Source organism: Microvirga yunnanensis (assembly GCF_025460875.1).
In genome coordinates, this window is the sequence record NZ_JAMXFI010000054.1 from 1 (window position 1) to 11,684 (window position 11,684).

11 protein-coding genes and 2 pseudogenes are annotated in these 11,684 nt (G+C 60.5%); 5 read left to right on the forward strand and 8 right to left on the reverse strand.

From position 1 onward, the window contains the following. Positions 1 to 25: 25 nt before the first annotated feature. From NF876_RS23650 to NF876_RS43920, 7 genes and pseudogenes are all read right to left on the reverse strand, one after another. Positions 26 to 712 (reverse strand): argininosuccinate synthase domain-containing protein, encoded by a 687-nt coding sequence (locus tag NF876_RS23650; RefSeq protein ID WP_262270950.1) that lies wholly within the window; start codon positions 710 to 712, stop codon positions 26 to 28. A gap of 86 nt (positions 713 to 798) precedes the next feature. Beyond that, a complete protein-coding gene (locus NF876_RS23655; RefSeq protein ID WP_262270960.1) occupies positions 799 to 918 on the reverse strand; it encodes a hypothetical protein in 120 nt (39 codons plus the stop codon). A gap of 60 nt (positions 919 to 978) precedes the next feature. After that, complete coding sequence (locus NF876_RS23660; protein WP_262266510.1) at positions 979 to 1,329, reverse strand: DMT family transporter; 351 nt, start codon at positions 1,327 to 1,329, stop codon at positions 979 to 981. 14 nt (positions 1,330 to 1,343) lie between these two features. Next, positions 1,344 to 1,625 carry a hypothetical protein gene (locus tag NF876_RS23665; protein ID WP_247654113.1) on the reverse strand — a complete coding sequence of 94 codons (282 nt, stop codon included), beginning with the start codon at positions 1,623 to 1,625 and terminating at the stop codon, positions 1,344 to 1,346. A gap of 179 nt (positions 1,626 to 1,804) precedes the next feature. Further along, positions 1,805 to 3,082 (reverse strand): IS3 family transposase, encoded by a 1,278-nt coding sequence (locus tag NF876_RS23670; protein WP_315975066.1) that lies wholly within the window; start codon positions 3,080 to 3,082, stop codon positions 1,805 to 1,807. An 85-nt stretch (positions 3,083 to 3,167) separates the two neighbouring features. Continuing rightward, positions 3,168 to 4,286, reverse strand: a complete 1,119-nt coding sequence (locus NF876_RS23675; protein ID WP_262270952.1) for an IS110 family RNA-guided transposase — start codon at positions 4,284 to 4,286, stop codon at positions 3,168 to 3,170. A gap of 103 nt (positions 4,287 to 4,389) precedes the next feature. Further along, positions 4,390 to 4,491: pseudogene (locus NF876_RS43920) on the reverse strand (transposase); the annotation flags it as partial. Positions 4,492 to 5,051: 560 nt separating this feature from the next. On the opposite strand from NF876_RS43920, the gene NF876_RS23680 reads away from it, so the two are divergent. From NF876_RS23680 to NF876_RS23695, 4 genes are all read left to right on the forward strand, one after another. Continuing rightward, a complete protein-coding gene (locus tag NF876_RS23680) occupies positions 5,052 to 5,414 on the forward strand; it encodes an HU family DNA-binding protein (protein ID WP_114949005.1) in 363 nt (120 codons plus the stop codon). Next, the gene (locus NF876_RS23685) at positions 5,398 to 5,634 is read left to right on the forward strand and encodes a hypothetical protein (protein WP_262270953.1); all 237 of its coding nucleotides are present in this window, start codon (positions 5,398 to 5,400) and stop codon (positions 5,632 to 5,634) included. The genes NF876_RS23680 and NF876_RS23685 overlap by 17 nt, the downstream gene beginning before the upstream one ends. Before the next feature lie 9 nt (positions 5,635 to 5,643). Beyond that, positions 5,644 to 6,177 (forward strand): pantoate--beta-alanine ligase, encoded by a 534-nt coding sequence (locus NF876_RS23690; protein WP_114949004.1) that lies wholly within the window; start codon positions 5,644 to 5,646, stop codon positions 6,175 to 6,177. Positions 6,178 to 7,082: 905 nt separating this feature from the next. Continuing rightward, a complete protein-coding gene (locus NF876_RS23695; RefSeq protein WP_262270954.1) occupies positions 7,083 to 8,411 on the forward strand; it encodes an IS5 family transposase in 1,329 nt (442 codons plus the stop codon). A 410-nt stretch (positions 8,412 to 8,821) separates the two neighbouring features. Here NF876_RS23695 and NF876_RS23700 read toward each other — a convergent pair whose 3' ends face one another. After that, positions 8,822 to 9,922 (reverse strand): acyltransferase family protein, encoded by a 1,101-nt coding sequence (locus tag NF876_RS23700; protein WP_262270955.1) that lies wholly within the window; start codon positions 9,920 to 9,922, stop codon positions 8,822 to 8,824. Positions 9,923 to 10,444: 522 nt separating this feature from the next. On the opposite strand from NF876_RS23700, the pseudogene NF876_RS23705 reads away from it, so the two are divergent. Beyond that, positions 10,445 to 11,673, forward strand: a pseudogene (locus tag NF876_RS23705) (IS3 family transposase). The last annotated feature ends 11 nt before the right edge of the window (positions 11,674 to 11,684 follow it).

Sequence of the window (11,684 nt, forward strand, 5' to 3'; positions counted from 1 at the left end):
CGCGGCTGCGGCTCGATGCGGCTCTCTACGAGCCGGCCCCATGGCGCCGGCCGGGGACGGCGGGCCGGCCGCGCACCAAAGGCGCTCGCATGCCGACCCTGTCTGAGGTGCTGAAGCGGACGAGCACATTGCGATCCGTCAGGAAAGTGAGCCCGATACTGGCAAGGGCCGCAGCCTTTTGTTGCCTCGAGACAACGGACTGAACATAGGGGCTGCCGAAAAGACCGGAAAAGCCGTGTCGCTTGATACTGTTGTTGAGGCGCGGCAGGCTATTTTGCGACAGGTTTGCCGTATGAAGGAGCAGCTCCGATCCAATGGTCGCCGCATGATCGGCAACTATACTCGCGATTACCGGCCTGCTCAACGAACTGCTCAGCGGGTAATTGCCGAGATACTTGGCATGGGCCCGAATGGCCGGCTTGACGCCCCTTTCGATGAAAGCCCCCCGGCCATCAAGGCAGATAAAACGGGCGCCGAACCTTGCGGCGGTCTGCTCCAGCAGTGGCTGGTCGATGGGCTCGCCCGCGCCGACCGCAACGGCATCGATATTCTGAAAGCCGAGTTCCTGAAGTCTGAAAAGCAGGTAAGTGCTATCCAAGCCGCCACTGAACATTGTCACGACCGGTTTAGAGTGATCGCTAAAGGTCACGATATCTTCAAAGCTTTCAATGCGACCAATCAGCCGATTTATGGGTGACGCTGGAGTGTTCATGATCCCATCTTCCTCTCAAAGATAGTACCGGCGGTGGTTACGACGATTATGAGGGCGGCCCCGCAGAGGCTGGGAAGTGTCAGCGGTTAAGACACAATAACGGCAGCGAATAGGAGGCCAAAGAGCGGCTCGGTACCCATCAGCAGGCCAACGCGGGTCGGCGTGCTGCCCCGAATGGCAGCGTTCTGAACATAGAAGGCCGCAATTGTGCAAAGGAGTGAGAGGAAGGCGACGGATGCCCAGAACTGACCACCGCCTTTGACCGCCTATTCGGAAGCGCCACTCTGCAGCAGGAAGAGCGTAACCGTAAGGATGGCGACAGTGGAGGCTTGAAGGGTCGTCAAGGCGGCTGACGATACAGGGCGACCGGCCATCAGCCGCTTCGTCGTGACCACCAAAATAGCCCGCAATACGGCGGCGCTCAGAACAAGAAGATCCCCGAAGGTGAAAGCGGTCGTTCCTCCCATCAAGGTGGCGACACCTAAGCAAGAGCATCCGGCGCCGGCCAGAACGCCAATCGGCGGCAACTTTCTTGAGAGTCCATAGTCAAAGATGGGCGTGAAAACAACGCACAATGAGATGATCAGCGCGGTATTTGAGGCGTTCGTTGAGGACACGCGATAGGTCTCTGCTAAGAGAATCGCAAACAGGATAGCCCCCAGTACAACGCCGCGCGCACAATCCCCACGAAGGTTGCGGCAATTTCCTTGTGTGCGACAAAGGACATGGCGACTGCAGTGATCAGGAACCGGTAAAAGATGAGGACGAGAACAGGTGCAAAAACGAGCGCACCTTTCGCCACTGGATAGCTTGCACCCCAAACCAATGCGATCCCGAGGACGGACAGATCCGCCGAGAAACCACTTATCGGCTGGTGCCACGCCAACGTTCCGCCACTGCTGCCGCTATCCACGTTTTGTGTCCTCTTGCATCTTGAACCTTTAGGACCTGGCGGTATTCAGCAGGCCGAGTCGCTTACTCAACAAGAGAGGCAAATCGCGGGCCAGCGGCGCTCAAGCGCCTTAGAAGACTGAGGTGGCTTGGTTTGTTTGAACAGCGTTTTCGGCTGGATAAGTGGAGCGTCTGCCGGGGTCAGGCCGCCGCAAGCTGCGGCAGCGGGTCGAAGTAAGCCTGATCGGGTGTCTTGCGGTCAAGGGATGAATGAGGCCTCCGGCTGTTGTAAAAAGTCAGATAGCGGCCGATTGAGGCGCGGGCCTCGGACACGCTGTCATAGGCCCTCAGATACACCTCCTCGTATTTGACGCTGCGCCAGAGCCGCTCGACAAAGACGTTGTCGCGCCAGGCGCCCTTACCGTCCATGCTGATTGCGATCTCGTTCTTGAGCAGGACATCCGTGAAGGCCATCGACGTAAACTGGCGCCCCTGATCGGTGTTGAAGATCTCCGGCCGCCCATACCGGGCAAGCGCCTCCTCCACGGCTTCGATGCAGAAGGCGGCCTCCAGAGTGATCGACAGCCGCCAGGCCAGAACCCGCCGGCTGAACCAGTCGACCATTGCCGCGAGATAGACAAACCCGCGAGCCATGGGGATGTAGGTGATGTCCATGGCCCAGACTTGGTTGGCCCCCGTCACCGACAGCTTGCGCAGGAGATAGGGATAGACCGTGTGCCCTGGTGCCGGCTTGGAGGTGTTTGGCTTGCGATAGAGCGCCTCAATGCCCATCCGCTTCATCAACGTGGAAACATGCGGGCGTCCGACTGTGAAGCCCTCCGCCAGCAGCAGGTCGCGCAGCATCCGGCTGACCGCAAAGGGATACTCCAGGTGCAACTCGCCCATCCGCCGCATGAGGGCCAGATCGGCCGCCGAGGCAGGCTGCGGTCGATAATAGAGGCAGCCCCGGCTGATCCCGAGCGCCGCAGCCTGCCGACTAAGCGGCAGGGCATGCGCGCGGTCGATCATCGCTTTGCGCTCGGCCACACTCCGGCTTTGCCGAGCGCGCTTTCCAAAAAATCGTTGGCCAGGGTCAGCTCGCCGATCTTGGCGTGCAAGGTTTTTACATCCAGCGGCGGCGTGCCCGTTCCGGCCTTGGGCTCGGGCCCGAACACGCCGGCGGCTCCCTCGAGCAACTGCGCCTTCCACTGGGTGATCTGGTTGGGATGAACATCGAACTCTGATGTTCGTTGTCAATGAGCTTGGACGTGGGAGTACGATCCCAAGACGGGAGCCGGACGTGGCAGGATGGAGTAATTGCGCAGGGCCGGAGACAGAGCCGTCAAGACGACGGTCGAGCAGACTCTGATGCGCGGGTTGGTCACCGCATTTCCGTGTGTTCGTCCGGGGCTGCCTCGATCTGCTGGCGGGCGTCAATGATGTCCCATCGGCCACACAATTCGTACGAGGATTCCCCACCGAGGCTCTGCCTCCGGTGCTGCGCAATCACAGATGTCAGTCGAACGTGATCCGGTTCTTCGTGAGATCTTGTCCTTGTGCGCCTTCAGGCGGCCGAACGGGGTTGGATCTCGCGGCCGATCGCCCACAGGAACGCCGCCATCTCCCGCGCGATGGCGGTGACTACCACAGTCTGGCGCTTGCCGGCCGCCATCAGCCGGCGATAGCGCGCGCACAGCCGCAGCTGCGCCTTCCAGGCAATCGCCCGCACGATTGCCGGCAAGCCCTCCTGGCGTTCCTGCAGCACGCGGCTCATCCGGGCCGGAAAGCGATAGGTCCAGGCGCCCTCGATCAGAACCCGACGGACCCTTGTATTGCCAGCCTTGGTGATGCTGCCCCGTCGGACCCGCTCGCCGGTCGAGCTTTCGCATGGCACCAGACCCAGAAAGGCCATGAGCTGGCGCGGGCTCTCGAAGCGGCGCACATCGCCGATCTCGGCCACGAAGGTCACTGCGGTGAGCAGCGCCACCCCGCGCAGGGCCTGATAAGCCTCGACCACGGGTGCCATCGACCATGTCGAGACCACCTCAGCGACTTGCTGGGTCAGTCGTTCCAAGCGGGCCTCGGCATCCGCAATCGCCTGCCGGTATTCGCCCAAGACCAAGTACTGAGCCGGATGCTCAAAGATGAGTTCGGCCAGCCAGCGCGCATGCGCCCGGGTCCACGGCTTGCGGCCGGAGAAGATCCGCCCATGGCGCAAGAGGAAGGATTGCAGGTACTGGCGCTTCTCGCGCAGATCCTCCATGGCCGCCTCGCGCGCCCGCACCAGCTCGCGCACCGCCTCATGGCCTGGATCCGGCACCCAGATGGCGGTCAGCTCCCCGGCCCGATGCAGCCGGGCCAGGCTCAGGGCATCGCGGCGATTGGTCTTCACGCGCTCGCCCGGGCGCTTGGGGATCAGTGAGGTGGCGATGACCGCGCAGTCATGGCCGAGCGCGGAGATCTGGCGCTGCAGGCCATAGCCGGTTGGACCGGCCTCATAACAGAACAGTAACTCGCTGTGCCGGCTCGCCAGCTTGTTCACCAGACGCCGCACGGCCTCCGGGGTGTTGTCGATCTCACCGAGAAAACGGATCTCGCCCTGGCGGCCGTCCTCGGCCACGGCGACGGAGATCTTCAGTTTCGAGGTATCCAGACCGACAAACACCTTGCTCTTCTGCTGCATGGCTCGTCCCCTGCGCGGGAGGCTCGACGCCGGCCCATCCGGCGCAACCCTCGCTCATCGCATAGTGTGGACGAGCCACCTCCGCCGGCAACGAACATACGGTCTGCTGGGCCAGCTCGGCCAGGGTCTTCTCACCCTTCACGGCGGCAAGGGCCACCTTCGCTTTGAAAGCCGGAGAGTGGTTCCGGCGGGGTCGCTTGCTCATGGTCTCTCCTGTCTGGCAGCCATTTTGGCTACAGTCAGGCAGAAACTCCACTTATCCCGCTGTTCAAATTTCCCGAGCCAGCTCTTCTTTCCATGAAATCTTCCTATGTCGCCCTTGAACTAATGACACCACGGTCGCTCTACATCGTCTTCTTCAATTTCAGCATTACTAGCTTCCGAGGCGCGATACTGTATATCCGGCGCCGGTTTTCTAGCTGCAACAGCCCACTGAAGCTCAACGTTAGCGAGGTTCGCAACAGTCGCCAAGAATTCCGAGTGGTCAAGAAAGGTACCTCGGGTAACGTGTGGGGGCAAGATGAGAACAATGCGCTTTGTGTGACCTAAACTGTTGCCTTCTGGCACGGATCTTGCGCTTGATAGGTAAAAAGCCGAAATCAGCTACCTTCACATGACGAGTGTTCAAATGCTGACATAAAATGGTAAGAGATTTGCGCGATTCCCGTTTACTCTGTGATTGCGCTCCTCGGAGGATGTCGCTCCTCCTAAAGTTGGGCTCTGGTAACGGACGCCCCCCCTTCCAACCCCAGTAGGAGAGTGCTGATGATAGGCAAGCGCGTAACCCACGCCCATTTAACAGCAGCCATGTACCAGCAGGGCAACGTCACAAAGGACGACGCCGCAGATCTGGTTGAGCAGGTCTTCAAGACAATTTCCGCGGCGCTGGAGGACGGTGAGAGCGTGAAGCTCTCTTCATTCGGCATCGTTACTATGCACGACAAGGCTCAGCGCTTGCAGCACAATCCAAAGACTGCTGTGGAGGTGTCGATCGAGCCTCACTGGGTCATCCAATTTACTGCGTCGCCGGTTCTCACGTCGCGGCACAGTCGAGTGAGGCCCCGACTGTTAGTGTCAGACGCACAGGAGGCCGATCGGACGGCTGCCGCCCATGGTAAAGCCTCTTAGGCCGACGCTGACGTCGAGCATTTCAGCCAGCTTGCGCTATGGCGGGCTGACCGGTTTTGCACTGAGCGTTGTCCATCAGATCTATTCCTCTTTCTCGATGCAGATCCCGGAGAATGTCTACACGCATGTTGTTGGAGCATCACTGTTCGGAGCGATCAGTGGCGCTGTTCTGTTTTCGGCAATCGCATCACTGAGAAATCGGATCATGTTGCGCGGATAGGGACCAACCATGGGTGCAGCAAGACTCTTCAGCGCTAGCTTCCTCGGCCAGAGGGACCTCCAGCAATGCGCCGTGATCCGGCAGATGGTGCGGGATCTCAATCTTCCCATCGAGGTTGTCACGGTTCCGACGGTGCGCGAGTCCGACTGTTTGGCACTCATCAGGTGCAACAGCAACCTCGGCCCGACCGATCGTACGAGAGCGCTCTGCCTCGACCGCAGCCTGCTCGCCGCGGAAACTGCGTACGGGGAGGGCGAGTGCGTCAGCGACAGGCTGATCGCAGTTGCCCGATCGCAGATGACCGAGGTCGACCAGCTGCAGTATCTCGAGCTGCAGGATGCCAGGACCGTGTGCGCTATCCAGGGCTTGGCCGAGAAACCGACCGCTCTTTGCGTGGCCGCCTATGGCGGGCCTACGCGCCTGATCAACAATGTTCTCCTGATTCCGCCGCCGAAAGCTCTGGACGATCGCGAGCTCGAGTTGGACCCGCATGTGATCGGCCACCAGGCGAGGATGAGTGCGGAAGCGCCGCAACCGTCATGACACTCCACCCCATGCCCCATGCCCTGATTCATGACCTCAGCAGCCGGCTGACCGGTGCAGCAGCGGCGGAAACGCTCCAGGCCTGGTGTGAGGAGCATGGTCTGTCACAAGGGCCGATCACCGCAGAGGTTCGTCATCTCTGGTGACTACGGTGGTGTTCTCCTCGTCATGGCTCTATCCTGTCAGGATTTAGAGCCTCCGCAAATCCCGCTACAGTCCATTCACGAAGACTCTCGAGGAGTACTGCGCGATGGCAGCGCCCTTATGCACAATGTACCGGGCATAGAAAATCAATAACTCTCAAACGCTGGCTTTAGGGGAGAGGCCCCATGATGTCTGCTCACCACGTGACTCCTGCCGCACCAGTAACACGGGACTACACCTACAATCTATTCAGAAACCGGCACCTCCCCAAAATCATCTGCGCTGTGCCTGAGCATTGTCCTGTACCTAGCTTCATTAACTCGAACGATTGGGCGTTTGATCAGGTGCTTCGCCCTGCCGACGCGACACCGCTCGGTTTCTTCAGCCGGGCGGCACAGGCAGGGGTGCGATTTACCAGTTACTATCTCTTCCAAACCACGGGCCTTACTCAGCGCGAGTGATTTCAGAAGCTGAGTGATGACGGTGTTGGAAGGGCGGTGTATTGAGACGGGTGACGAGTCTGCTAGAACCTCGTCGAGAGAGCGATGCGCCACGAACGACACTGCCAACGTTTTGCGCCTGTGTCAGCCAGATGCAGTTGACGACCCCTCGCAGGATATTCTCCGAGCCGGTGTTTTATCACTAAGTCGTCGGCCCTGAATAACCCACAACTGATTGAGGCAGAAGGATTCTTCGTTGTCACGAAGCATTGTAGAATGCCAGCATCTGGGGACGGACCCGCTCAAACCTGGTGTTTTGCCATGGGACCCAAGCCGACAATGCCGAGCTCCGGCGATCTCTACCGCAGCCGCCTCGACCAGATCCTCGATCCCCGCCACGCGTTGTTCCGCCTGGCTGCTTTGATCGACTGGGACAGATTTGATGAGGAGTTCGGCCGCTTCTATCGGCCCCTGGGGCGGCCCGCCAAACCCACGCGCCTGATGGTCGGGCTGTCGTATCTCCAGCACACCTTCAACCTGTCCGATGAGGCGGTGGTGCAGCGCTGGATCGAGAACCCGTATTACCAGTGGTTCTGTGGCTGTGAGTACTTCCAGCATCAGCTGCCGTGCGATCCCAGTTCGCTGACGCGCTGGCGCAAGCGGCTCGGCCCCGACGGACTCGAGAGCCTGCTGGCGGCCACCATCCAGGCCGGGCTGGACAGCGGCGCGGTGCGGCCCTCGAGCCTGGAGCGGATCAGCGTCGACACCACCGTGCAGCCCAAAGCCATCACTTATCCCACCGACGCCAAGCTCTATCTCAAGGCGCTGCAGGCTCTGGTGCGGCAGGCCAAGCGGCATGGCCTCGAGCTGCGCCAGGCCCACACCCGTCTGGCCAAACGCGCGGCCGTGCAGGTCGGCCGCTACGCCCATGCCCGTCAGATGCGGCGCATGCGCCGCGAACTGAAGCGGCTGAAGATCTATCTCGGACGCGTGTACCGCGATGTCACCCGCAAAGTCGCCGGTGATGAGGTTCTCTCACGCCGGTTTGCTCCTCTGCTCGGCCTCGTGGAGCGCCTGCTGGTGCAGGAGCGCACGAGCAAGAACAAGCTCTATAGCCTGCATGCGCCCGAGGTGGTGTGCATCGCCAAGGGCAAGGCGCATCGCCCGTACGAGTTTGGCTCCAAGGTCGCACTGGCGGTGACCAACCGGGAAGGCTTCGTGCTCGCCTCCAAGGCGCCGGAGGGCAATCCTTATGACGGCCATACGTTGGACGCCACCATCGGCCAGGTCATCGCGCTGACAGGCGTCGAGCCGGAGCGGGCTTATGTCGACCAGGGCTATCGCGGGCATGACTACGCCAAGACGGATCGGGTGTTCATCACGCGACAGCGGCGGGGACTCACACCGACGATCCGACGGGAACTCAGGCGACGATCGGCGATCGAGCCGATGATTGGGCACATGAAGGCGGACGGGCGACTGGGACGCAATCACCTGCTCGGAGCCGCCGGCGACGCCATCAATGCGCTGCTGGTGGCCGCCGGGCACAATCTGCGGCTGATCCTGAACTGGCTCAGGCTTTTTGTGGCCTGGCTCATGGCAGCTCTGATCATCTCATCCGCGCAACCGGATACTTCTCAAGCCGCCTGAAACCAACGCCAGCTTCGTGCCGACGCATTATTCGGGGCCGACTACTTAGCATTCGCGATCCGAAGTTCCCGGATGGGCATGAGCGCCTGGTCCGGCACGAGCATAGTCCCGAGCGCACCATTCAAACGGATTTTTTACGGTAACTGGTATAGCACACAATGCATCGATCGGAAGGCACTCGTCAGGCGGCAAGACCAAAGTCCTAACCTTTGATGCGCTCTGGCACGTCCTCTGCGATATCTGCGATTTGTCTGAGCCGCAAGAATGTTGGAATTTCTTTGGGGCATCTGGATGTGTGTCCGTTTGAGCGTCCGATGCTCTAACTTCGAGGATGAACCAATCATGGGCCTAACACTACTCCTGTCTCTTAGCGAGGTGGGAGATTGTGTCCGGTCAATTCGGGGGCTACTTTATTCGGTTTGACGTTGTGCCTCTGAGAGCTTCTTGACGAGACGTTTGCCGTACTCCACGGACGGGCGCTCGATCCCGTGATAGCTGACGTGGGCGATGATGGTAGCTAAGCCAAGCACGATTGCTGAGACGGCAGCGAAACGGAGCCATTGAGGACCATCGCTGGCATACACGCGCTGCAGTACTGGGCCACTCAGTACAATCAGCGGGATGTGCCAAAGGTACACAGAATAACTGATCCGCCCATAGTACGACAGAATACGGGATGCCAGAACGCGAGGCTGGCACAAAGCGGCGCTCAGTAAGATCAAGGCGTAGGCGATGGTGTCGACATGGACTCGATGAAAGATGCCCCATCCCAGGCTCCTGGATACTTGCCATAAGAACAGGAGCAGGCCTGCAGCAAGAGCTGCTGAGCCGAAAAGTTTGGCCCGCGGGTTCACCTTGAGTGCGACATAGGCTTCGAAGGCAAGCAAGCCCAACGTGAATGAGGGGAAGAAGCGCACTATCGAGCCAGCATCAAATTGCGCCCACAAACGCGGGTTAGAAACCAACCATGAAAAGTGATTGGCAAAGATGTAGTAGATAACGAGCCCCACAAAGAAGATTATGAGGCGTGCCTTGATGCCCTTGGCGAAGAAGTACAGCAGGGGAAAGATGGCATAGAATATCATCTCCACGCCAACCGCCCACCCTCCTGCAACGGCGCTCCGGCTCCATTTCGGAACGAGATTGAAGAGAAACGAAACGGACCCAGCGATTAGCCCCCAGTCGGGCGCACTCCACCTTGTTATGCAATAGTGTAAAGTGGAGTAGATGATTACTGTATAGAAAAGGGGCGCAATCCGGAAGAAGCGGCTGGTTGCGAAGCTCACCAAAGGCATGCCAGTTGCGATATGACGCGGCATCGTCAGGCTCAAGGAAAATGCGCTGATTACAAAGAACAGCCACACTCCTGAATACCCGAACTCAATCAAGGGCGCGAACGCCGGAGGGGGCGCTAGGTTCGGCGTCGACACCCGATAGACGTGGAAAAGAAGCACGTAGAGAGCCGCAATCCCGCGCAGATTGTCGAGAAATTCGAGCCGGTCATTTTGCATTTGCTGCCCCAAACCAGCATGCTGAATCACACGAATGCTTGCGGAGCCGCGATACTATCTCAAGATGATGCCTCGGGGAAGCTCACGTCTCTGAAGTGTAACCCCTGAGAGTGGCGCGAAGATGGAAGCCTGAAGGCGGTCAAAGCAGCTTGCAGGAGAGGGGCTGCTAATTCTTAGCAATCAGAACAAGGGTTACTTGATCAGCCTACCGAGGCGGGCCTTCAGCTCCAATTTCATCCGGTTGACCATTGTCAGAGATCGCTCAGCGTGGGGTTGTGCGCTGATCGCTTGGCGTATGACCCGAAAGGCCCTGAATTCGTTGCCAATAGTTTGCAGCTCGTTCCGGTGCTCTAAGGCTGTTTGGGCTTCCGTCCTTCGCATCTGTGCCAAACTAGGCGGCTATAGGGCCTCCCGCGCTGCCTTCTCCGCCTCGGCAGACCAATCCGTTACCGGAGCGTCGACTTCCTCCGCCTCACAGTTTCCTGAGACACCCTATAAGCGGACGGGATCCGCAGAAGGGTGATGATGATGACAGAGACGATGAAGGATGCGGCCGGTCCGGGCCGCGGTGGGCGCATGTCGCGCCATCGCAAACGCGAGGCGGTTCTGCGGCTGCTGCGCGGTGAGGATCTGGACACGGTCTCCCGCTCCCTGGGCGTGACGGCCGCCACGCGGAGCGGCTGGCGCGATGCTTTCCTGGCTGCCGGCGAGGCCAGTCTCGCCACCCGGCCGGCCACCGGCGAGGCGCTGGAGACTGAGCGGCTCAAGGCCCGGCTCGGCGAGATGCTGCTGGAGCGTGAGCTGCTGGAGGCCAAGATTGCCCTTCTGGAGGGCGGCCGCCCTTTAGCTCAGAGGAGGTCGAGGCGATGAGCCGGGCCCTCTCGCCGAGCAGCGGCCAGCCCTATGGCTTGGCCCGTGTCTGCCGGATCTGGCGCGTGGCCCGGGCGAGCGTCTACCGCCATCGCAACCCGCAGACGGACCGGCGGCGCCGCGGCCCGGTCGGACCGCTGTCCGATCCAGTGCTCACCACTGAGATCCGTGCCGTCCTGGCCGCCAGTCCGTTCCATGGCGAAGGCCATCGGAAAGTTTGGGCCCGCCTGCGCCTGAAGGGCATCCGCACCTCGCTCCGCCGGGTGTTGCGGCTGATGCGCGAGCACGACCTGCTGGCGCCGTCCCGGATGGGGGCGCCGCGTGGGCCGCGCAACCACGACGGCACGATCATTCCGGAGACCATCGACACCCTGTGGGGCACGGATATGACAACCGGCTGGACGGCCGAAGGGCAAGCTGCCGTGTTCGTGGCGGTGGATCATCACAGTGCCGAGTGCGTGGGCATTCATGCCAGTCGCCAAGCCCCCCGCTTTGAGGCTCTCGAGCCGCTGCGCCAGGGCGTACGCGAGCACTTTGGCGGCTTTAGCAAAGGGATTGCTGCAGGCCTGTCGGTCCGGCGCGACCATGGCAGCCAATACATGTCGCGAGCATTCCAGGACGAGTTGCGGTTCCTTGGGATCGCGAGTTCGCCGGCCTTCGTGCGGGCTCCTGAAGGGAATGGCTGTGCAGAACGGTTCATCCGCACCCTCAAGGAGAACCTGCTGTGGGTGCGTCAATTCGAGACCATCGAGGAGTTGCGCCAGGCGCTGTTGGCTTTCCGGGAGAGCTACAACTCCACCTGGCTGATAGCCCGGCACGGATTTCAGACGCCGAAAGCCGTCCGGCACAACCTGCTTCCATCCGCGGCCCTCGCCGCGTAGGCTTCAATCCG